The sequence below is a fragment of the Coleofasciculus sp. E2-BRE-01 genome, from assembly GCF_040221695.1.
In the GTDB taxonomy this organism is placed as follows: Bacteria; Cyanobacteriota; Cyanobacteriia; order Cyanobacteriales; family Coleofasciculaceae; genus Coleofasciculus.
On the sequence record NZ_JAVKEA010000212.1, the window covers coordinates 17,069 to 40,658 of the forward strand.

Annotated in this window: 16 protein-coding genes; 6 read left to right on the forward strand and 10 right to left on the reverse strand. The window is 44.9% G+C overall.

Annotated elements, in window-relative coordinates; translation table 11 throughout:
• Positions 1-27: 27 nt before the first annotated feature.
• Positions 28-1,371 (reverse strand): septal ring lytic transglycosylase RlpA family protein, encoded by a 1,344-nt coding sequence (locus RIG66_RS28870; protein WP_446382794.1) that lies wholly within the window; start codon positions 1,369-1,371, stop codon positions 28-30.
• Between the two features lie 308 nt (positions 1,372-1,679).
• Here RIG66_RS28870 and RIG66_RS28875 point away from each other — a divergent pair, with 308 nt between their 5' ends.
• The 4 genes from RIG66_RS28875 to RIG66_RS28890 all read left to right on the forward strand — a co-directional run bounded on the left by RIG66_RS28875 (position 1,680) and on the right by RIG66_RS28890 (position 5,921).
• The gene (locus RIG66_RS28875; RefSeq protein ID WP_446382826.1) at positions 1,680-2,663 is read left to right on the forward strand and encodes a pyruvate dehydrogenase complex E1 component subunit beta; all 984 of its coding nucleotides are present in this window, start codon (positions 1,680-1,682) and stop codon (positions 2,661-2,663) included.
• Positions 2,664-2,887: 224 nt separating this feature from the next.
• Entirely contained in the window at positions 2,888-4,294 is a 1,407-nt protein-coding gene (secD, locus tag RIG66_RS28880; RefSeq protein WP_446382796.1) for a protein translocase subunit SecD, read from the forward strand.
• 220 nt (positions 4,295-4,514) lie between these two features.
• Complete coding sequence (secF, locus tag RIG66_RS28885) at positions 4,515-5,483, forward strand: protein translocase subunit SecF (protein WP_446382798.1); 969 nt, start codon at positions 4,515-4,517, stop codon at positions 5,481-5,483.
• 21 nt (positions 5,484-5,504) lie between these two features.
• The gene (locus RIG66_RS28890) at positions 5,505-5,921 is read left to right on the forward strand and encodes a hypothetical protein (protein WP_446382800.1); all 417 of its coding nucleotides are present in this window, start codon (positions 5,505-5,507) and stop codon (positions 5,919-5,921) included.
• 197 nt (positions 5,922-6,118) lie between these two features.
• Here RIG66_RS28890 and RIG66_RS28895 read toward each other — a convergent pair whose 3' ends face one another.
• Positions 6,119-6,805 (reverse strand): DUF4388 domain-containing protein, encoded by a 687-nt coding sequence (locus RIG66_RS28895; protein WP_446382802.1) that lies wholly within the window; start codon positions 6,803-6,805, stop codon positions 6,119-6,121.
• Positions 6,806-6,809: 4 nt separating this feature from the next.
• Complete coding sequence (locus tag RIG66_RS28900; protein WP_446382804.1) at positions 6,810-7,037, reverse strand: ATP-binding protein; 228 nt, start codon at positions 7,035-7,037, stop codon at positions 6,810-6,812.
• 370 nt (positions 7,038-7,407) lie between these two features.
• Here RIG66_RS28900 and RIG66_RS28905 point away from each other — a divergent pair, with 370 nt between their 5' ends.
• Positions 7,408-9,327 carry an AAA-like domain-containing protein gene (locus RIG66_RS28905; RefSeq protein ID WP_446382806.1) on the forward strand — a complete coding sequence of 640 codons (1,920 nt, stop codon included), beginning with the start codon at positions 7,408-7,410 and terminating at the stop codon, positions 9,325-9,327.
• A 468-nt stretch (positions 9,328-9,795) separates the two neighbouring features.
• On the opposite strand, the gene trmB is transcribed toward RIG66_RS28905, so the two are convergent.
• The 5 genes from trmB to pruA all read right to left on the reverse strand — a co-directional run bounded on the left by trmB (position 9,796) and on the right by pruA (position 18,974).
• Entirely contained in the window at positions 9,796-10,464 is a 669-nt protein-coding gene (gene trmB, locus RIG66_RS28910) for a tRNA (guanosine(46)-N7)-methyltransferase TrmB (RefSeq protein WP_446382808.1), read from the reverse strand.
• Between the two features lie 275 nt (positions 10,465-10,739).
• Positions 10,740-12,191: a hybrid sensor histidine kinase/response regulator gene (locus RIG66_RS28915; RefSeq protein ID WP_446382810.1), complete on the reverse strand. Its 1,452-nt coding sequence runs from the start codon at positions 12,189-12,191 to the stop codon at positions 10,740-10,742.
• Between the two features lie 39 nt (positions 12,192-12,230).
• Positions 12,231-15,071 carry an ATP-binding protein gene (locus tag RIG66_RS28920; protein ID WP_446382813.1) on the reverse strand — a complete coding sequence of 947 codons (2,841 nt, stop codon included), beginning with the start codon at positions 15,069-15,071 and terminating at the stop codon, positions 12,231-12,233.
• 248 nt (positions 15,072-15,319) lie between these two features.
• Positions 15,320-15,985: a methyltransferase family protein gene (locus tag RIG66_RS28925; RefSeq protein ID WP_446382814.1), complete on the reverse strand. Its 666-nt coding sequence runs from the start codon at positions 15,983-15,985 to the stop codon at positions 15,320-15,322.
• Between the two features lie 4 nt (positions 15,986-15,989).
• Positions 15,990-18,974 (reverse strand): L-glutamate gamma-semialdehyde dehydrogenase, encoded by a 2,985-nt coding sequence (pruA, locus tag RIG66_RS28930; protein ID WP_446382816.1) that lies wholly within the window; start codon positions 18,972-18,974, stop codon positions 15,990-15,992.
• Positions 18,975-19,940: 966 nt separating this feature from the next.
• On the opposite strand from pruA, the gene RIG66_RS28935 reads away from it, so the two are divergent.
• Positions 19,941-20,486, forward strand: a complete 546-nt coding sequence (locus RIG66_RS28935) for an Eco29kI family restriction endonuclease (RefSeq protein ID WP_446382818.1) — start codon at positions 19,941-19,943, stop codon at positions 20,484-20,486.
• Positions 20,487-20,545: 59 nt separating this feature from the next.
• On the opposite strand, the gene RIG66_RS28940 is transcribed toward RIG66_RS28935, so the two are convergent.
• Together RIG66_RS28940 and RIG66_RS28945 are read right to left on the reverse strand one after the other, a co-directional pair.
• A complete protein-coding gene (locus RIG66_RS28940) occupies positions 20,546-21,889 on the reverse strand; it encodes a DNA methyltransferase (protein WP_446382820.1) in 1,344 nt (447 codons plus the stop codon).
• Positions 21,890-22,337: 448 nt separating this feature from the next.
• A partial coding sequence (locus RIG66_RS28945; RefSeq protein ID WP_446382822.1) for a mechanosensitive ion channel family protein occupies positions 22,338-23,590 on the reverse strand: 1,253 nt, incomplete at its 5' end.

The following is a 23,590-nucleotide window of genomic DNA, read 5'->3' on the forward strand; positions in this document are numbered from 1 at the left end:
CCATCTTCCCCATCTTTATTATCTCTTTTATCCCTCATCCCTTATCCTTTCGCGTGGTTCCATAAGTGTAGCTTCAAACGGAATAACTCCTACTATTTCACTCCGAATAGAACGAGCGGCTTGTCGGGATAAATCTAGAGTTCTACCCGGAATATAAGGACCGCGATCATTAATGCGAACAATCACACTATGACCATTTTCTAAATTTTTGACCTTCAGATAGGTATCAAATGGTAAGGTAGGATGCGCTGCCGTCAAATCATGCTGATCGTAAATTTCCCCAGTAGCTGTGTACCGACCGTGAAAATAGGGTCCGTACCAAGATGCTATGCCTTCAATGGTACTTGATGTTTCAACTAAGTTGTACATCTGCTTTTGGGCGTCTGCCAAACTTAATGGCGATTGTCCTAACGCTAGACGCAAGTTATTTGCCCATTCAATTGCCAGAAGTTCTCGATGCTGATCTAAGTCTTTGGCTAAGGTATCATCCACTTTAAATAATACGCGATCGCCTGCTTTCACCACAGGTATTCCATCAGACAGGATAGCTCGTACCGATGAATTTATCTCAGATACATCTGATGAGTCACAAAACAACAGCGTGAGACTTTGCGCCATTTGTTCAGCCTGCTTTTGAGTCGGCAATTGGGCAATCGTTCGCCCTTTCACCACAACCTGGAATTGCTGCTGTTCAGCCGAATGTTCTAATTTATTACTCCTTTGGGTATATTGCAAAAAGCCCCGTTTTCCCCTTATTCCCTGACTCTTATTTCTGCCACGAGGTCGTGTTTGAGAGTGAGAGCTGATTACGACTACGGATTCAGCCGAGGTTTTTTCTTTGGATGCAACAGGTTGACCCCAAGAAAACAAATTCTCGATCATTTTCCAGATTTTCTGGGGTAGACTAGCGTTTGAGAGATGGTTGGTAGATGAATAATTTCCTAAAGCCGATGAGGAATCATGGCTAGGTTGGGATTTGCCCCCATCATCCAGGGAATCTGACTTTGCTGGACAAGTAACTGGTTGAGCAGTATCCCTGAATGGATGAGCTGCGACAGTAGCAGTCTGGGCGAATGGAAATGGTAAACTGCCTAAATCATTAGCTAATCCTGAATTGGCAAGTGCTGTTACTGAAGACTTGTTAGACCAGACGTTTGAATAAACTGGAGATGAAAAAAAAGGAGATATTGGTTGTTCGAGTGGGCTGTTAACAACGGATAAAACTTTAGTCGGTAAAGCATTGGTGATGTAGTCGGGTACTCTTAATAGACCCTGGCTGGATGCCAGCAAACAGCTTACCCATGATGTTGTCCAAATTAGTCCGAAAAATGGCATAATGTAAAATAATTCTGCTGTAGAATGCACTGTCATGACTCACACAGTCATTCAGTATACATAAATCTGTAGTTTTTCGATCCCTTTTAAGCAAAACTAATCTCTAGAGGCAGCAATGAACAAAATTTATTACTATGACTTATCAATAGGAAATTCTAATTGCTTTAATGGGAATTGATTAATGAAACCTCAATACTTTAATTTTTTATTATAAAAATTAAACTTGGCTTGAGTTAGAGATATTTGTCTTAGGTCATACTCGCTCCCCCGCTCCCCCGCTCCCCGACTTCCCCTGTTGCTTAGGCAATGCTAGGATGACATTTGCCACTTCTGATGAGGTATTGATGGCAGAAACACTTTTTTTTAATGCGTTGCGTGCGGCTATTGATGAAGAAATGGCTCGCGATGACGCGGTATTCGTGCTTGGTGAAGATGTGGGTCACTACGGTGGCTCCTACAAAGTGACCAAGGATCTGTATAAAAAATACGGTGAACTGCGAGTTCTAGATACTCCCATTGCCGAAAATAGTTTTACGGGTTTAGCCGTGGGCGCAGCAATGACGGGGTTGCGACCGATTATTGAAGGCATGAATATGGGCTTTTTGCTCTTGGCATTTAACCAAATTGCCAATAATGCTGGGATGCTGCGTTACACGTCTGGCGGTAATTTCAAAATTCCCATGGTGATTCGTGGTCCCGGTGGGGTGGGGCGTCAACTGGGTGCGGAACATTCTCAACGACTCGAAGCCTATTTTCAAGCGGTTCCGGGTTTAAAGATTGTCGCCTGCTCTACTCCTTACAATGGCAAGGGATTACTCAAAGCGGCAATTCGGGACGATAATCCGGTTTTGTTCTTTGAGCATGTTCTTCTTTATAACTTAAAGGAAGATTTGCCAGATGAGGAGTATGTCCTGCCTTTGGATAAAGCCGAGGTTGTCCGAGAGGGCGAAGATGTCACCATTCTCACTTACTCGCGGATGCGTCACCATGTCACCCAAGCGGTGAAGTCTCTAGAGAAAGAAGGGTTTGATCCAGAGGTGATTGACTTGATTTCTCTGAAGCCCTTGGATTTTGAAACCATTGGCGCATCGATTCGCAAAACCCATCGGGTGATTCTGGTGGAAGAATGCATGAAAACTGGTGGTATTGGGGCGGAGGTAACGGCATCAATCAATGATCGGTTCTTCGATGAATTGGATGCTCCTGTCTTGCGGCTCTCGTCTCAAGATATCCCCACTCCTTATAATGGCACTCTGGAAAGCCTGACCATTGTCCAACCTCAGCAGATTGCAGAGGGAGTAAAAAAGATGTTGGCACTTCAGATTTAACTCAGATCTTGCACCACTCACCTTAAACCGCCTTGGGTTCAAACCCAAGGCTAAAAGCTAAAGTCAGCTAAAGCTGACTGGAATGGATTTCGCTCCACTAAGCCTGGACAGTAGCTTGCTTGTCAAGACCTGAAGTTCTTGGCGGATGGGGGGGCTTACGGAAAATGGTGCAAGATATGAAAGAAACAGAGTTAAGATAGCATTTGTTGCGGCGGGTCACAGTTATGCAAAGACAGCGTTCGTTAGTAGCCCTGATTCTAGTCTTGATCATTCTGGCAATTGTGGTGCTGGTGAAGATTCCTCTTCAGCAGGGACTGGATTTGCGGGGTGGCGCACAACTGACAATTCAGGTGAAAACCACAGAAGAGATTCCCGAAATTGCGCCCGATCAGTTGGAAGCTGTTAAAACTGTGGTTGACCGTCGAGTGAATGCTCTGGGTGTTTCTGAATCTCAAGTCCAAACTATTGGCTCAGACCAAATATTGGTACAACTCCCCGGTGTGAATGATCCGCAACAGGCGGAACGGGTGCTAGGGGGAACCGCACAACTGGATTTCCGCCAGCAAATACCGGGTACAGAAGCCCAGCTTCAGATTGAGCAACAGTTGCGTCAGCAACTGCTATTTGAGCAAGCCGTTCTACTGGAGAGTGAAGAGGGTGGTGATCCAGACGCGATCGCAGAAAATCAAGCCGCTTTGGAACGCTCGAACGCCGCGATCGCAGAATTGTTTGAGAAGACGAATGTCACTGGGAAAAACCTCAAAGATGCCTTCGCGCAACCGACTCAAGCTGGTAATGGTTGGCAAGTCGCCATCCGTTTTGATGCGGCGGGGGGACAAGGATTTGCTGAACTGACTAGAGACTTGGCAGGTACCGGGCGCAGTATTGGAATTTTCCTGGATGACTCCCTAATCAGCGCCCCCACGGTGGGTCCCGAATACGCGGAAACGGGGATTAGTGGCGGTAGTGCTGTGATTACTGGGAATTTTGATGTGCAACGGGCGAGTGACTTAGCCGCCCAACTCAAAGGGGGTTCGTTACCGTTACCTGTGGAAATCGTGGAAAATCGCACTGTCGGCGCTACCCTGGGACGAGATAGTATTCAAAGCAGTGTTTATGCTGCCATTGGCGGTTTAATTTTAGTCTTGGTGTTCATGGGTATCTACTATCGTCTCCCCGGTTTAATTGCTGATGTGGCGCTGAGTATCTACGCTCTACTTACCCTAGCCGCCTTTGCCCTGATTGGTGTGACGTTAACTCTACCAGGAATTGCTGGGTTTATTCTCAGTATTGGCATGGCGGTAGATGCGAATGTGCTAATTTTTGAACGGACGCGAGAAGAGTTACGCGAGGGGAAAACTCTATATCGCTCTGTGGAATCGGGTTTTTATCGAGCATTCTCCAGTATTTTAGACTCGAACCTAACCACGTTGATTGCGTGTGCGGCTCTATTTTGGCTAGGGTCAGGTTTAGTTAAGGGCTTTGCCGTTACCCTAGGAATTGGAGTTGTGATTAGTATGTTTACAGCCCTTACCTGTACTCGCACATTTATGCTGTTATTGGTTTTAGGATTTCCTGGGGTGCGCCAGAAGCCGCAACTGTTTTGTCCGAATCTGTCATCGTCTCAGTGATGGGGTGATGGGGGAGATGAGGGAGATGAGGGAGATGAGGGAGATGAGGGAGATGAGGGAGCTGGGGAAGCTGGGGGAGTCATGTAGAGAGGTGTCATGACATCTGTGTGTAGGGGCGGGTTTAGGGACTAATATTGATTGTTATCGCTAGCTTGGCGGCAAAACCCGCCCCGACCAAATGACAAATGACAAATGACAAATGACGAATGACAAATGACAAATGACCAAATTTAGTGTAATCAAACAGCGATCGCTCTGGTGGATCATTTCCGCCGTAATTATCCTGGCTGGTATAGTTTCGATGGCGATTTCCACGGCACAGCTAGGAGCGCCTCTGCGTCCCGGTCTTGATTTTGTTGGCGGGACACGTCTACAAGTTGAACTCGATTGTAGTGTACCCGGTAACTGCGACGAACCGATAGAGCTGGCAGAGGTGCGCGAGGTTCTCAATGAACAGGATCTGGGTAATAGTACGATTCAGCGTATCGGTGCTGCACAACAAGGGTTGACGATTCGGACGAAAACGTTAGATGTTGAACAGCGCAGTCAGTTACAAGCAGCCCTAAGTGAAAGGATTGGGGAATTCGCTCCAGCCGCGACTCAAATTGATACGGTAGGTCCAATCATCGGACAACAGTTATTTACATCCGGTTTACTGGCATTACTCGTTTCCTTTGCCGGGATTCTGGTTTACCTCTCGTTCCGGTTTCAGTTTGACTATGCTTTTTTGGCGTTTATTGCTTTACTTCACGATATCCTAGTCACGTTGGGCATTTTCTCTATTTTGGGTTTAGTCCAAGGGGTAGAAGTCGATAGCCTTTTTGTCGTCGCTCTCTTGACAATTATTGGATTTTCTGTTAATGATACCGTAGTTATTTACGATCGCATCCGGGAAGTCATTGCCAAGCATCCCGACCAACATATTGATCAAATAGTTGATGATGCGATTAATCAAACCCTTACCCGGTCAATTAATACCACGTTAACTACGGTATTAACGTTGGTGTCTATTTTCTTGTTTGGCGGAGAAACGTTAAAATATTTTGCCCTAGCCCTAATTGTGGGGTTTATCGCAGGTGCATATTCGAGTATTTTTATTGCCAGTACCCTATTAGCATTCTGGAGAGAACGCACGGGTCAAACCAAAGCTACCCAGGTTATCGAAGCTGAATTTTTGGACAAAGCATAATTGGAATTGTCTTTAATTATAATGGAGCCGTCAGACACTCAGACTTCTCACAACACTCCAGATCACCTTGAGCCGACAATAAAGGTGAAAATTCAGCGACTTCATCAACTTACGGTGTATGGTCGTTGGTTATTCGTGGGTATTCTTTGGATTAGTGTTGCTCCGCTGAGTCTTTGGGGTTGGCGTTATGAGTTATTGTTGTTACAAGAGCATTTTACCTGGTCGGGTCTGCGATATAGTATTGCATTTAACCGTTTGCCTATTTTGGGTCTAGCTATCTGTATTGGGATGACGACGGCGGTTTTAGTTTGGCAAAGTCGCAACATTTTATTTGGAATTCCGCCCGCTGAAAAACAACGCTTGGCGCATCAGGTGCGTCGGATATGTGATCAAGGTCCGAGTCATCCGCTATGGAAATGGGTTTGCGATCGCGGTTAAAGTTTTCGTCATTCGTCATTTGTCAAAGAACAGGGAACAGGGAACAGGGAACAGGTAGGTAGAGTTTTGAGTTAACTTCCCAGCTTCCCCAGCTTCCCCAGCTCCCTCTGCTCCCCCAGCTCCCCCAGCTCCCTCTGCTCCCCCAGCTCCCTCTGCTCCCCCAGCTCCCTCTGCTTCCCCAGCTCTCCATCACCCCATCACCCACTAAACCGTTTCAACGCTCCCGATATCATTATCGTTGCTTCGGTTGTGGATAGGCTTAAACCAGTCATTTCCAGTGCAGGTAGAGCCGCTCTCAATTCAAATTTGAACTGAGCATCCTTGAGTTGAAATAGAGGAACAATTTGCTCGACGAGTTGAATCTCAAAGATTTGTTCGAGTTGTGCGCTATCCAAGACGCCGTTACTTTTGAGCCATAACCCCAAGGGTTGGTGATTCAGGGAGCAACGCTGTAATAATTTGCTTAAGACGCGATCGCTTACCCATTGATCCCGTCGAATCAGGGATATCAAACCCTTTCCATCGAACCGATTAGCGGCGGCGACTATTCGACCTTGAGCTATCCAGATGTAGTGATTGGGAAAGTGTTGAATTTGTAGAGACGAGTGGATCTGCTTTGGTTTTGCTACAGGTGGTAACGTTGGTTCAAAACTCGTCCTGACTGATTCTGGAGACGTTCCATGGCGCGTCTTGAGGGTTGACGCTCTATCTTCCTCATTTCCCGTGTTTCCTCTAACGCCTACATTGGATTGCCAGTTTGTATCAGACGCGAAGCGGACACCAGTGAAGGGGTGAATCGCTAGTACACCTGTTTTATTCCCTTTCTCAAGCCACTGAAAAATCGCTGGTAGAGGAAAATCAATTAAAGTGCCTTGAGTACCCATAATTTTAATTCTGATAATCAGCAAAAGTAAAGTAAAACGTTGAATCCTGACCGAGTTGAGATTCTACCCAAAGTCTACCACGATGATTGTCCACTCTTGTCTGACACAGGGTTAAACCAATTTCCATTCCTGGATACTCCTGTTTGCTATACAGGCGTTGAAAAATTTGGGAAATATGGCGGCTACGTCTCGGAGCAATTTCTATTCCATTATCCCTGACAAAAACAACCATTCATCGTTCTGGTAAACGGCGTTACTATGAATTATCGGTGTATCCTGTGAGCGGTATTTTATGCCGTTTTTAAAATAACTAATAACTACAGTAATTGAGGAGTTATTGCCCGGAAAACGGGTAAATTGCTGTGAGTATATTCAAAAAAGTGGTTTTGTTTTTTAGTTTAGATAAAAAGACAACTCTGTCACGTTTTCAGTATACTGATCCCCATTCTACCTTATCTGTTGGATAATGTCCTATAATTTCCGCTCTAGTGTTCAAAATGAACCAAAATAGACATTTTTGTTGGAAAATGTTGGTTTTTGGTACTCTGTCCCTTAAAATAAACTTAAAAAGGCTGAGTTAATACAATACATAATGATACTCAATGAATAGTATAGAAGCGCTAGCTGTCCTGAGTTCGATGCTTCGTGAGCCGCCACTGAGTAACATTCAAGAACAAGTCTTTCACTTGACGTGGCAAGGGTTAACCTATACGGAAATTTCGGCTAACATTGGATATGAAGAGAGTTATATTCGAGATGTTGGTGCTAAACTTTGGCAACGTCTTTCTCAGATTATTGGAGAAAAAGTCACTAAAAATAATATCAATACTGTCTTTGAGTACTATATTATCAACGGAACAAAAGATATTTCAGCCCAATCTCCTCTAGCCAACTTCAGCAATACTATGTTAAACCAAACCAAAACACCAGATCGGTTAGAATTCCCTGGTAGTCCTCTGCCACTTAATTCCGAATTTTACATCAATCGCCCCCCTGTCGAAGAAATCGCTTACGCGGAAATTGGCATACCCGGCAGTATCATTCGCATCAAAGCACCCTCAAAGATGGGAAAAAGTTCTCTGCTGCAACGGATTATTGCTCAAGCTAAGGCGCAAGGATTCCACACAGTTAATCTCGACTTTCAACAAGCTGATGAAAGTGTTTTTATCAACCTGGATAAATTTCTGCGCTGGTTCTGCGCTAACGTCGCTCGGCAGTTGCAGATCCCACCTAATCTGGATGACTATTGGGATGAAGATATTGGTAGCAAAGTTAGCTGCACCTTCTATTTTCAAGGATATCTGCTGGAGCAAATTGACACGCCGATTCTGCTGACATTGAATGAAGTTAATCGGCTGTTAGAGTATGACACAATTGCCAGGGACTTTCTACCATTACTGCGTTCCTGGCATGAAGAAGCCCAACTGGATGAGGGGTTTGAGCAACTGCGCTTTGTTGTGGTGCATTCGACGGAGATTTATACGTCATTAAATATTAATCAATCTCCCTTTAATGTGGGACTACCCTTGATTTTGTCGGAGTTAACGTTAGAGCAAGTGCAGGAGTTAGCCCGTCGTTATCAACTCGATGGGATGGATGAGTCTCAAGTCGCCGACTTAATGGCAATGGTGGGAGGACATCCTTATTTAATCCAACTGGCATTTTATCACCTGCGTTACGCGGATCTTACCTTGGCACAGTTATTAGAAGAAGCACCAACCCTGGCGGGAGTTTATAGTCATCATTTGCGGCGTCAATTCGCCACGGTGGAAAAGAATCCGGAGTTAGTGGCGGCGTTGCAACAGGTGGTGATGGCAACAGAGAGCGTGCGTTTAGACGCGATCGCGGCGTATAAATTAGAGAGTATGGGGCTGATCAAACTACAGGGAAATCAGGCGACAATCCGCTGTAAGTTATATCGGCTTTATTTGAGGGAACAACTCTCCCTGGAATCGCCAACCGATCCGCGTATTGGACAGTTAGAGCAAGAGAATCAACAGTTAAAGTATTTATCAAGAATTGATGACTTAACCAAGCTGGCGAATCGCCGCGACTTTGACGATCACCTCGCCGAAGAATGGCAGAGATTAGCGGAAGAAGAGGTTCCCCTGGCACTGATTTTAGCGGATATCGATTTTTTCAAATTGTTTAACGATGCGTTTGGTCATCTGACAGGAGACTTTTGTTTACAGCAAATCGCCCAAGCGATTCGGGAGTGCGTTAAGCATTCAGGGGCTTTGGTTGCCCGTTTTGGCGGGGAAGAATTTGCCGTAATTATGCCACAAATAAATGGAGAGCAAGCGGTACAATTAGCAGAGCAAATCCGAGAACGTGTCAAAGCCTTAAATATTTCCCATGATCCCTATCGGATGTGTGGATATTCCTCAATTATCACCCTGAGTTTGGGTGTCGCTGTGATGATTCCCCATCCAGATGATGATCCATTAAAGCTGGTGCAGGCGGCTGATGAAGCACTATTTGAGTCAAAACGACAGGGGCGCGATCGCGTGACGATCCGGTAGAGAGGTTCCGGCGAAACATCTGTCAATCAATATGTAGGGGCGGGTTTAGCCACTCAATCTTGAATCCCACCGATAATGTATGTATAGCAACCGCCATGGCTGTTAGGACACATCATTTATGTAGAGACGTTGCATGCAACGTCTCTACAATGGTGCCGAAAGTCCTAATCGATGTGTCTACTGCTATAGCAAAACCCGTCCTGACTAACATCAAAGATAAGACGTAGAAGGGCGGCTTTTGAATAAACCTGATTATCGATAGCGAGAAGAAAATCCCTAAACCCGCCCCTACACCTTTAATTAATAAAATGGAATCTTTTTTTGATAAGACGTAGAAGGGCGGGTTTTGAATAAATCTGATCATCAATAGCGAGAATAAAATCCCTAAACCCGCCCCTACACCTTTAATTAATACAAATGACAAATGACAAATGACAAATGACGAATGACGAATGACGAATTACCCACTTAATCACCAATCACAAACAACGCGCGATAAACAGGTTGTTTACAGGCTATTGTGTAGGTTTCTCGCTCGGTGGGAACAGGTAGAGGATTCGTGGCTAACCACTCGGTTCCTTGACGTTGAAAGGCTGGATTCTCAGTAAAGCGATCGCACATTTCCTGGGCTATGGCTTCAACGTCAGACTGGATAAAAACTTCGCCGCCTTTGACCAAGTATTTTGCCAAAGTATTGACCAATTCCGGTTTGACTACACGGCGTTTAGCATGTCGTTTTTTGAACCATGGATCAGGAAATTGAATGGTTACCCGTTTGAATACGCCAGGTGGTAAAGAAGCTAAAATTGGCGCTAATGAGTTATCGACATTGCAAAAGATAAAATGAAGATTATCTAATCCTAACTCCGCTACCAATTCTTGGGCTTTCTCGACTAAAGGTTCTCGAATTTCTAATCCCAGAAAATTCCAATCGGGGTTCCGGGTTGCCATTTCTAACAAAAACTCCCCTCTCGCACTACCGATATCGAGATGCAAAGGTTGCTGGGGTTGATGATAAACCTTGTCCCAGGGGGGAGGCGTTACTGGAGTCAGGTATTTTTTACTCAAGGGATTGACATGTTGGCGCACGCGAACTTTCGGCAAGGGTATCACCTCCTTATTTTGGTCATTTGTCATTTGTCATTTGTCATTTGTCATTTGTCATTTGTCATTTGTCATTTGTCAAGTCGGGGCGGGTGTAGGGTGCGTTAGCAAAGCGTAACGCACCATTTCCAACGATAGTAGCCAGTAGGGTGCGTTAGCGTTCGCGAAGCGTTCCCGAAGGGTAGCGTAACGCACCATTTCCAACGATAATAGTAACGCACCATTTCCAACGATAGTAGTGAAAGTGAACCCCTACACAATTTCCCCATCTGACACCTATCTTCCCCATCTCCCTCATCTTCCCTTCATTAACCAATTGGCAGTTCAATGATAAACTCAGCACCTTCTCCAGGGTGAGACACACAACGTAATTGTCCGCCGTGTTTCTCCACGACAATCTCATGACTAATCGATAACCCTAACCCCGTTCCCTTACCAAAGGGTTTAGTCGTGAAAAAGGCTTGGAATAGCTTTTCTTGTATCTCTTCAGGAATACCAGGACCATTATCAGAAATACGGATTTCTACTCGCTGGTTATCAATCCCTCTGGTACGAATCCAGATAGTGGGAGGCGCGGGGGTTGGATCACTCTCTGAAATTGTCTCGGAATTTTGCTTTCTAAATTCTGCTTCCTCTAAGGCATCAATCGCATTCGCCAGAATATTCATAAACACTTGGCTCAACCGTCCAGGATAGCATTCAATAGGCGGTAATTTACCATATTCTTTAATCACTTGAATCCCTAAATGTTTCCCGGAGGGTTTGATCCGATGTTGCAAGAGAACCAGCGTACTATCTAACCCCTCATGCAAATCAACCATCATCATTTCGCCCGCGTCGAGGCGAGATATATTTCGCAAGCTTTTAATGATTTGACAGATGCGTTCGATGCCCAATTCCATCGACTTAAAGGTTTTTGGTAAATCTTTTACCAGAAAATCCGTGTCAATTTTTTGAGATTTATCTTGAATTTCGGAAACTGGATTCGGATAATGTTGAGCATAGATTTGCAGGAGTTTAAGTAAATCTCGGCTATATTCGCTGGCACAGCTTAAATTGCCATGAATCGAAGTAATGGGATTATTAATTTCATGGGCAACTCCGGCTAACATTTGTCCCAAGCTGGACATTTTTTCACTTTGAACTAGCATAGCTTGGGCTTGTTGCCAATTGTTGAGGGCTTGGGCAAGTTGATTCGTCCGTTCTTCCACCCGTTGTTCTAATTCTTGGGTCAATGTTTGCAACGCGGCTTCTGCTTTACCCCGTTGTTCAACTTCTTCAACTAATCGGGTATTCTGTTCTTCTAAGGTTTTGGTTAAGGTTCGCAGTTTCAAATGCACCTTGACTCGTGCTAATACCTCTTCCTGCTGAAAGGGTTTAGTGATATAGTCTACAGCCCCTAAATTTAACCCCTTAACTTTATCAATGGTATCGGTCAAAGCCGTCATAAAAATGATCGGAATCTCGTGAGTGTCAGGATTTGCTTTTAGACGTCGGCAGGTTTCAAATCCGTCAATTCCTGGCATCATCACATCTAACAAAACTAAGGTCGGTGGATCATAGGCAATTTGCTCAAGCGCGGTTTCTCCATCAAGAGCAACGGCAATTTCAAATCCAGCGCTAGTCAGGGTTTCTGAGAGTATTTCTAGATTGTTGGGACTATCGTCAATAATTAAAATAATCGTTTTATTTAACTTGTCTATCATTGCCTTGTTGCGTTGTTCTATCCGGTTCAATGTAGTAGATTTAGACGTAAGCATGGCGAGAATTTCTAGTTGTTAGCGATAGGTTAATTCCGTTTAGTGAATGCACCGATTTTCTTCAATAAAATCTCGTATTTTTTTAAGCTGGAAGCCTTTAGCAAGCTGGCGTATATATTGAGCAAATGGGGCGAACTTCTTGTCCGAACTCTCGATATTATCAATTTCTTCGAGGAGAACTTTAATGCGACCTTTCATGGCTAAATCCCAGAGAATATCTAATTCCTCTTCAGGAAAAATAATCGCTTCGAGTTTGCCCGGTTTTTGTTGCTCGTATGGTGTTACCTTAACAGCCGCTGACTGACTACCATTCCCTGATGCGGGTTCGTAAATCCAGGTCAGTCCCAAATGTTGTTGTAACGTCTGGAGTAGCTCATCAATGTGAACGGGTTTGGGCAGAAAATCATTACCCCCGGCTGCCAAACTGTGAAGCCGATCCATCTCAAAAACACTGGCTGACGATACTACGATTAGCATATTTTTCAGGGTTTTGGACTGGCGAATGTGTCGCATCATCTCAAAGCCGTCCATAATCGGCATAATTAAGTCGGTAATGATCAGATCCGGTGAGGCTGTCATGGCGATATCTAATCCTTCTCGACCATTATTCGCCTCAATGACATCAAATCCCAAGGGTTCGAGCAAATTGACGATGACTGAACGATTTTCCCAGCGATCATCGACGACAAGGATGGTTAGGGGTTTGCCCTGATAGCCAATAATTCTACCTTGAGTAAAGGCGGGAGTCGTTTGAATCCATTCTTGGGCTTCGGGTAAGTCTAGATCTACGGTAAATACACTTCCCTTACCGACTTCACTGTGGACTTGAATGGTACTACCCATGAGTTGTACAATCTTGGTGCTAATCGCTAACCCTAGTCCCGTTCCTTCCGCCTGACGTTTGCGATCGCTCACTTGTTCAAAGGGTAAAAAGATGCGTTGCAATTGTTGGGGACTCATCCCTACCCCGGTATCTTCGATTTGAAACCGGATTTGGTGATGGGGAGAGGTTGAGGCTTCCCGTGGATGAGAGACGCCTTCTGGCTTGTCTCCATTGTGTCCCCCAATGCTGTGATTGTCTTGGTTATCTGCATAGCCGACTTTAAAGGTAACGCCGCCAGTATCGGTAAATTTAATCGCATTGCTGAGGAGATTAATTAGAACTTGTCGCAGTCGCTTTTCGTCTACGTGGATACCAGCAGGAAGGGATGAAGTCGGTTGATAGATAAAGGAAATGCCTTTTGCATCCGCCCGAATCCGGCAAATTTCGATAACGCCACGCAGGAATGAAGGAAAATGAATATCACTGCCATGGAGTTCCATCTTCCGGGCTTCAATTTTCGCTAAATCGAGAATATCATTAATTAACATCAGCAAATGAGAACCGCACTGATGAATAATCCGAACACCATCAAGTTCGCGATCGCTCATCGTTTTGGATCGTTGTAGAATTTGGGCATAGCCTAACACCCCATTCAATGGCGTTCGCAGTTCATGACTCATATTTGCCAGAAACTCACTTTTGGCGTTATTCGCCGTATCCGCCTCTTCTTTGGCTGTTTTTAGTTCTGCTGTGCGTTGTTCTACCCGCAATTCCAGTTCAGCTTTAGCATTTTCCAGGGCGGTAAAGGATTCCTGCAACTGCTGCGCCATTTGGTTAAAAGATTTGGATAAAATCCGCAGTTCATAAATCCCTTCGACTTTTACTCGTTGATCAAGTTCCCCACTCGCGATCGCACAAGATGCCATACTCAGTCGTAAAATGGGTTGACTAATCCAACGCGAGGTAAATAATCCCAAAAGCGTGGCAAGAATTAACGCCGCTACACAGAGGCGAATTGTCGTGCGCGTGTTGGCGTGGATGCGTCCCATAAATTCATCTTCGGGAACCACGACAACAATCAACCAATTGAGTCCTTGATTGTCTTGAAAGGAGAGAACTTGGACAAATTGCTTCTTTTTATCTAACTCAAAATCTAACTGATATTCCCCTGTGATATTCTCAAAGCTACCAAATTTCCCGACTAAAAAGTCAGCCGTCGCCTTAATTAGCTGGTTTTCACTGGTAATTGAATCATGACGTTCAGATTTAGCATGATCAGTAGAGACAAATGTATCTTCACTCATCGATGTAGCGACTAAGGTTCCCTTCCCCTTGGGTTCTAAAATAAACGTCTGTCCAAAGTCACTAATTTTCAAGCTTTCCAGAAAGTCCCCAATATGAGACAGAGACAGAATCGTACTGGTTACGCCCAGCAACGTATCACCCTGATACAGGGGCATACTCGCCGCGATCGCTAATGTATCTTCATGTTCATAGCGAAAAACCTCACTCCAGGTTGCCTCACCTGCTTTTACCGCCTTTTCGTACCAGGGTCGAGTTCGGTGATCATCGTAGGCAGGAGTTTCTAATAACTTTATCCGATTTCCTTGCTGATTCGCGGCATAAATATATTTAGTATAATTCACTGATTCATGAATTTGAAAATTATCCCCCTCTTGTCGCACCACTTCCAGATATTTACCATCTTCTGTACCAATTGCCGTAGCGCTAACTGGAAAAACTTGCATCTGATGCCAGACGGTTTTTTCGCAATCAAGCCAATTGTCTAATTCTAATTGATTCAGACAGGTTTCATTGGCATTGAGTTTATTAAAGGCATGGGGAATCTGCAAGTAACTATCGAGTTTCTGTTGAATCCGGGCAGCGATTTCTTGACGTAAATCACTGGCAAGTTCATGAACCGCTTGTTCACCATTGCGTAAGGAAAGCCAACCCGTTAATCCTACAGCCGCTGTAATTTGCAGCAGGAAAGGAACAACAAGGACAAGGCGCAAACGCATTTTTAGAGAGGGTTTTGCTAAAAAACTGGGTAACATCCGTCAGTGTTAATCTACAAGTAATGAGTGGATTTGACGACTCAGATGCTACCCTAATCTATAAAGAAATGTATTCAAAATTCGGTGATACTACGACAATATAGAAGGCTTCAGGACGCCAAATCCCCGATATCTTCAAGACGTCAGGGATCTACTTCATTCTTTAAATCTTAAAAAAGTCCTGAAATACACCTTCTAGAATTACCTCTTGCCTATTGGTTCGCTTTTTTCTCTGTTTCCTGTGAAAACTAACTTACCTTCTGAGCAATGTCTGAATTATTTACCTCAGAAGATTTGGGGACAAACAGTTTAGGGAATAGCAATCCTGAACGAGCTTTATAGTCAGCAAACTCTGGATAACGGGAGAGTGACTGGTCTTTTTTAAGCATATTGGGAATGAAAATACCCGCTATAAAACCTGCCAGAATTAAAAATGGTAGCCAGTGCTGAGTCAGCAGGGCAAAAGAGCCATAGATTAAGACTTCTCCCAGATAGTTAGGATTCCGACACCGGGCAAAAAATCCTTCGGTAATCAATCCAGAATGATACTTGAGCGTGTAATACTTTTGAGCATCGCTGCTGTAATGGAGAAAGACACCCATTAGGTTAATCGCAATCGCCGCCGCAATCAGGGGAGGAGTCGGTTCTGAGCCACTACTAATCAGGATAAACGGAGCAACCCAGTAGAGCAATAGAAGCCCAAAGATAAATAGACCTGTTCCAAAAGAGATTTCTTGTTCCCACTGTTTATCGGGATAGATGCGGCTTTTGAGTACCCACATAAACCCATACATGCCATGGAGGGCGAGGTACACCCAAGAACCGATGGTAAAATTTTGATATGCCACCATCAAGGCTAATATTACCGGAAACGTTAGTCCTTTATTGAAATCAATAATATGTTTTGCTTTCATCACCTTAATCAACTCCTTCAATCGGGGCAAACCCCTGACGCTGAATATTTTCGGTAATCGTGCGCGGTTCTAAAAATTGGAGTAAATAATCGGGTCCTCCCGCCTTAGAACCTACCCCTGATAATTTGAATCCGCCAAAGGGTTGGCGCGAAACAATCGCCCCGGTAATCGTGCGGTTAATATAGAGATTGCCCACTTCAAACTCAGCAGATGCTTGGTCAATATGAGATGGCGTGCGGGAATATAATCCTCCCGTCAGGGCATATTTTGTCCCATTTGCCACAGCCAGGGCGTCGGGAAAATCTTTAACCCGAATCACCGCTACAACCGGACCAAAGATTTCCTCTTGGGCAATTTTGGCATCCGGTGAAACGTTGGTGAAAATTGTGGGACTCACAAAATAACCCGTGTCTGGGACTTCACATTCCACCGCAATTTCTGCCTCTTGCCGCCCTTTTTCAATATAGTCCTGAATCCGATTTCTGGCAGTAGCATCAATCACTGGACCAACTTGGGTACTGGGTAATTCCGCTGCCCCAATATTTAGCGATCGCGTGGCTTCGATTAATCGTTCGACAAAGGTATTATAGATAGGGTCGAGAACGATTACCCGTGAACAGGCAGAACATTTTTGACCACTATATCCAAATGCCGACTTCACCACGCCCGCCACAGCTTGATCTAAATCCGCACTCTCATCGACAATAATCGCATTCTTCCCCCCCATCTCGGCAATTACCCGTTTTAGGTGCTTTTGACTGGGTTGAACTATCGCCGCATCAGCGTAAATCCGACAGCCCACCTCTTGAGAACCCGTAAAGGCGATTAAATGGGTATCTGGATGCTTCACCATATACGCCCCCACCTGGGAACCCTTACCGGGAACAAATTGAAACACACCCTGGGGAATTCCGGCTGCGACTAAAATTTCTGCCAGTTTCGCTGCAATCACGGATGAGGTTTCAGCAGGTTTAAGCAGGGTACAATTCCCCGCGACTAATGCGGCTACCGTCATTCCCGTCGCAATCGCCAAGGGGAAATTCCAGGGAGAAATCACCACCGCAATTCCTCTGGGTTGGTAGACATAGCGATTGGTTTCGCCAGCCACATCATAGATATACCCACCCTCCAGCCGTTCCATTTCCGACGCATAGTAACGGCAAAAGTCGATGGCTTCGGAGACTTCTGCATCGGCTTCTCGTAAGGCTTTCCCGACTTCTAAGCATATCCAAGCGGAGAGTTCTTCCCGGCGCCCTTCCATTAATTCCGCCGCTTGACGCAAAATATCCGCCCGTTGTTTAACCGGGGTGCGACGCCATCCCGGAAAGGCGGCTTTGGCGGCGTTTAGGGCATTTTCGGCTTGGTCGATGGAGAGTAATCCCACTTTACCGATAATTTCACTGGGATTGGCGGGATTAACGGAGTCAACGGTTTCGGTTGTGGGTTGATAGTCGCCGTTAATCAAGGGATAGTAGGTTTTACCCAATTGTTGGCGCACGGTTTCCAGGGCGGTTTGGGCTTTTTCCCTGGCTTCGGCTTGGGCGTAATCGGTATCCGGGGCGTTGGCGAATTGTAGAGACGTTGCATGCAACGTCTCTACAGGTTCAGGTTCCTCATCCACAACCGGGGGTGCGATTAATTCGTCAACGGGGCGTTCTTCTAAACTTTGGCGTAGGAAGGAACTATTGGCGGTATTTTCCAGTAAGCGGCGAATTAGATATGCCATTCCCGGTAACAGTTCCCCATACGGCGCATAAACCCGCACCCGATGTCCCCGTTGCACTAAGGCTTTTGCCAGTTGATCCCCCATTCCGTAGAGAACTTGCATCTCGAAGCGGCGACGGGGAATATTTAACTGTTCTGCAATGGCGATGGCTTTGGCTTGCGATCGCACGTTATGAGACCCTATGGCAGCATAGAGATACTGGTGATTTTCTAGCAATAGCTGGGTCATTTCCTCAAAATTGGCATCGGTGGCGCTTTTTTGGTTATAAACGGGTTGTTGCCAATGGTTTTGTAAGGATTTAATTGTTTCCTGATCCCAATATGCCCCTTTAACTAAACGCACGGTGAGGGGATTGCCCCGTTCTTTTGCCCAGGTGATAATATCTTTTAAATCCCCTTTACTGTCTTGTAGATAGGCTTGTAGAGTAATACCTAAATCCGTGCGATCGCGGAATTCATCTTCCATCAACAATTCCTTGAGAATGCCCAGGGTCATATCTTTATAGACATACTGTTCCATATCAAAATGAACCGCCGCCCCCAATTCCTTAGCACGCCGTAACAGAATCCGGATGCGATCGCACACCTGTTTTTTGCTACCCTCTGGATCTAGGGGGTCAAATTGGGAATAGAATGCGGTTAACTTGACAGAAACTTGAACTCGTGGTAATTCTTCCCCATCGGCTTGGTCAATTGGCGGCACCGTTGACCAATTTTTCGCTTCCTGGGTAAGTTGTTCCATCAAATCCAGATAGCGTTCCAGATACGACTGGGCTTCGGCTTCAGTAATCACGGCTTCCCCCAGTAAATCTAGGGTAAATGCCATCTTATCTTTCCGCAGGCGTTCAATCGTCTTAATTGCCTGCTTAATTGTTGCCCCAGCGATATACTTATTGGCTAAGGTTTCCACCGCCGTAGATACCGTTGACGCCGCCAACTGTCCCGGCATCGAGTCAGGATTAGCAAAATTGAGTAAATTTTTCAGGGCGGTGGGAAGTTCCACCGACTCATCCCCTAAATAGTCTTGCAAATGACGGGCAATCTCGGTCTTACTCTGGAGGGCGGGTAAGGCATCAATGAAGCGAAAAAGCTGCACCCGCAAACCGGGATTACTCATTGCCCAAGCTAGGAGTTTATCATCCCAGCGCATTTGATCGCGCATTTGGGCAAAAAAGGAGCGTTTTTGCCGAGTGGTGTCGAGAAGCTGTTTGGCAATTTCGATGGTTTGGGTTTCGTAGATGCTGTTGGCGACTTGTACAACCACGGGCGGGTAGACTCCTAATTCTGGGCTAAAGCATTTATCTCGAACTCTTTATTATATCCGGCTAGAGCCAATTGTGCAGATTTGCCGCCTAATCGGGATTCATATCATGTCCGGTTGAATACCCATAATTACAGTGATGGGTTGAGGGTGAGGGGGAGACGTAGGGGCTTGGTTACCAAGCCCTTACTAAGGTTTTGTTTCAATCCCTGATAGGGATTCAGGGGAATTCCGAGCAGCTATACACTTAGTCCAAGCGTTCTTCAAATGGTTTCAATCCCTGATAGGGATTCAGGGGAATTCCGAGACTTCTGTTATTTTCAGGCTTGTACCCTCTTGTGTTTCAATCCCTGATAGGGATTCAGGGGAATTCCGAGGATTGCATTGAAATCACGGAAGCATTGATCAATGGTTTCAATCCCTGATAGGGATTCAGGGGAATTCCGAGAGCGGTCATCTGGAAGCCTGACAGTATGTAGTTTTCATGGTTCAGTTGCGCGGCTGATAAAAATAATAGCATTTCAGACCTAGGGTTTGGCAAGAGGCAAAAATAAAAATCGCTAAACATCAGTCCCAGTAAGCCTTTCAGGAATTGCGCGGCTGAGATTTGAGTAGAGTCACGTTCAACTGCTTACCTAGAGGGCGATTCAGCCATTTTTCCCCATCCCCCAAAAAAAACACCTATCCATATATCCAAGGTTTTAGCGATCGCGCGATGCAAATTTTCACCGCCATTGATCCTAGTCTAGCTTACTCACCGGATGCAGACCCCAGACGCGATCGCCACCTGGCATACATAGGGATTCAGTCAAACTGCACTCTAACACACTCTACTGCATCCACTGCCCTATACCCACCACTTGACAAGAAACCGTAGGGGCGCATGGCGTGCGCCCATAAAATCGACAACTCCAATCCATCAGTTTAGTTGTGTCATATCATGTCCGGCTTTCTCACCCATGATCGACAATGTTTTCCTCTTTCAACCCAGACAACCACCTTTTTCGATCATCCCAGTTTCAACAGGTAATTCAAGACGCTGTAGGTTTTCTCCTCTCCACACCTGTTCAACCCTTACCGCCATCAGAGACATTTACAGGTGCAGGACTTTACTTACTGTACTACACAGGTCATTTTCCACCCTATAGTGCGATCGCGCAAGCGAACAGCCATAACCTTTCCACACCAATTTATGCGGGTAAAGCCGTTCCGAGTGGTTGGCGACAAGCCCGAACCCCATCTAAAAAAATAGCGACTCTTTATCGTCGTTTAAACGAACATGCGACCAGTATAAGAGCAGCACAGAACCTCAACTTAACAGATTTCTCATGTCGCTTTGTTATTCTAACTGACGATGAGAGTAGTCTGATTCCTGCGGTTGAAGCAGCACTAATTCGTCGATATCAACCCTTATGGAATAGTGTTATCGATGGCTTCGGAAATCATGATCCAGGGATTAACCGTTATGGACAACTGCTGGCTGAATGGGACACCTTGCACCCGGGTCGAAGTTAGGAAAGAAAATGGCAGGGTCAACGTCCTAATCGAGAACAACTAATCGAAAAGATTCAAAACTATTTCGGCTGACGTAATTCAACCACCGATTCGTATAATCGACAAGCATTATCCGCTTTAGCAACCCGCACCTTTGATTGAATAATACTATTTCCCACACGAGTCTCTCGTGGCGTGTTTATGCTGACAAGCTCAAGACCCGATTGTTCAACAATTTTACCTAAATAGACATCGGTTGGGAACATGACTCCTTGCAAAATACTATTTCCAATCACCACAAATGCTGAAGCACTCGGCTTGAGAACGTATCGAAGTCCCTGAACAAAACGATGACAATCATTAAAATAAGATGCAGCATAGTTAGCCCATCCATTGCCACCATAGATACCTCGCTGTGTATTAACTGTACGCAAGTAATCAATTTTTTCAATAAGCTCGGCTGGTGGATGGGAAAAATTCAAGTTAACCCTATCTTGAACTCGCACAGTTTGCCAATATTTGCCAAAATTTTGCTGTTCCAAAATCTTAGTGTCATCAGGCTTCTTGACAAACCCTAGCCAATAGAGATGGGGGCGGGTGTTGCGAATGTAATGGTAATTATTCAGATAAGGGGGTGATGTAACTGCAAGATCAACTGAATTCGGTTTAAGATACTGTGGGCAATCAAAAAATGATGCGTTGACAATCTTGTTTTGGAATGAATGACGGGGCAAATTACTAGAAAGCCATTTAACATCCAAAGCCATTTGATTAAGCTTTTCCGTGATTAATTCAAAAACGGCAAAATCCGCAATATTCTTTTTACCTGCTGCACGTCTGGTTCCTAAACTGGGTTCATAGGAATAATTCGAGTAATAAACCATCGTTGACGCAAACGCCAATCTAAAAATATCTTGAATCTTCTCATCATCCACAGAATCAATAAAATCCTGAACAATCAGGACTTTCTCTAACACAGTTGGACTATAGAATGCTTGACGGGTTCGGAATCCCGATGGTGGCTGACTCATCGGCAAATATCCACTCGTCACGCTATGGTCATAAAACGTTTGGAATCGCCCTATCTCTCTTTGAATATCTTCTGGATTAAGTTTATATGCATTGATTTTAACTCGACAAGCCAAAGCCGCGTAGGGATTAATCTCAAAACCAACACTATCATGTCCAATTAATGCTGATTCAACGAGGGTTGTACCCACACCCGCAAAGGGATCAAGAACCGTTCCCGGTTGAGGAAGCTTAGTTTCTACCACGCCGCGCACAAAAGAACTGGAAAAGCCAGCAATCCAAGGTATCCACCGATGTACGGGTAAAAGCTTATTGCTGGCAAAACTCGGATCACTGAACACCGATTTATCTTTGGCGTTCGAGGTTTGAGTCTCTGGAAAAAGTGACAGTTGCATTCGATTGATCAGCTTGGCTAATTTTGATGTCGTGATGTTAGTGTAAAGCCAATCAATTTACGGTGCAAGTTCCCTATTTTAAGATGTTACCTTTAAGCTATCTTAGTTAACTTCTTAAATTCAGCCATATTCAAGGATTCTTACTTGTACAAAACAGCCTCTCTCAATGTTGAGATGCGCTCAAGCACGCTGGTGATTTCCTCTAAGGTTAGAGTTGGTAGTGTATGCATATCCGTTTCTAAAATTTGGCAATTTACACTTGGTATTTTATCTCGGTGTTGAATAACTTTACGTCTCTCTAGGGTACAGCGATCGCGGAGTGACGTATCTGCCGTAAGTTGGATTAAAAAAATTCAATTTTATAGGCTATTGTTTTATTTTAATAAAATGAAAAATCACCACTATGGACTGAAATCCATATCCAGTCCGCTTTAGCTAACTTGAGTTCTTAGCTTTGGGTTTCAACCCCAGGCGGTTGGTGAGACTGAGAATTACCCGTTGTATCCGTTGGTAGAGGAGAATTGCGAAACATTAATGTATAGATATCAGTCGGCATTTCGATATTTGCCTGTTGCAGTGCTTCTTTTATACGTTGACTGACTTGAGATGTCATCGTCAAAAAGCCTAATCGTCGCGAATCCACCCAAAACCGCACTTCCAGATTCACCGTACTCGCCGCTAATTCCATTACCAAAATTTCCGGAGGCGGCTCTTTTTCTAATCCTGCAAGTGAGGCAAGAGCCGTTTTAATCACTTGTTTGGCATGAGTAATATCGGCATCATAGTCAATACCAACCATCACTGAACTACGACGGCGTGGCGAAGCGGTATTATTAATAATACTGGCAGAGAATACTTCCTGATTCGGAATATAAACTAACCGCCCATCATAGGTTCTCATCGTAGTTGCCCGGAGGTCAATCTGCGTAATCGTACCTTCATAATCACTGATCACCACCTGATCATTAATACCAAAAGGTCGAGCCGCGAGTAAAATGACTCCAGAGATATAATTACTCAGCACATCTTTGAGACTAAAACCAATCGCCACACTGGTGAGTCCCAACGCCCCTAATAATGCACCAAAATTCAGTCCTAAAACCCCTAAAGCAACAACTGAACCCAGTACCCAGACGCCACCATAACCCAAGCGTCCAATCAGAATTTCCGTACTGCGATCGCCTTCTGTCCGTTGCGCCCAACTAAAGCCAATAAACTGCACTGTTTTCGCTATTCCCCAGGTAATCCCAACCATAACCAGCGCCCCTAATAAAGAGGGGAGATTTGTCACCGTATCCCGTAAAAGTTGTTGTACTGTTCCATAGAGACGCTGTCCCACATCAATCGCTAGGGGGGGTTTTTTAATTGCCTGATTCAATTGTTCTGCCCATCTCTCGGCTAAGGCTTCCACTGACAAACCAAAGTCTTGGGCATCTTGCTGAGTAACCGTCATTAATACGCGATTATTCAATCGCAAGGTTGCCACTTGGCGAGGGTCATCCGGTTTAACAGTTACCTGTCCTAAAGTTTCTGATTGTGCCAAAAGACTGTTAACCCGCCGATTGATAATTTTTGCCCGTTCTCTTGCGCCCAGATCTGCAAGGCTACCCACTTGGAATACAGGTCTACCTCTAACCAAAATATCGGCAAAATAGACTTCACTATCGGTATTACCAAGGGATGAATTCGCATCAGCGGGAA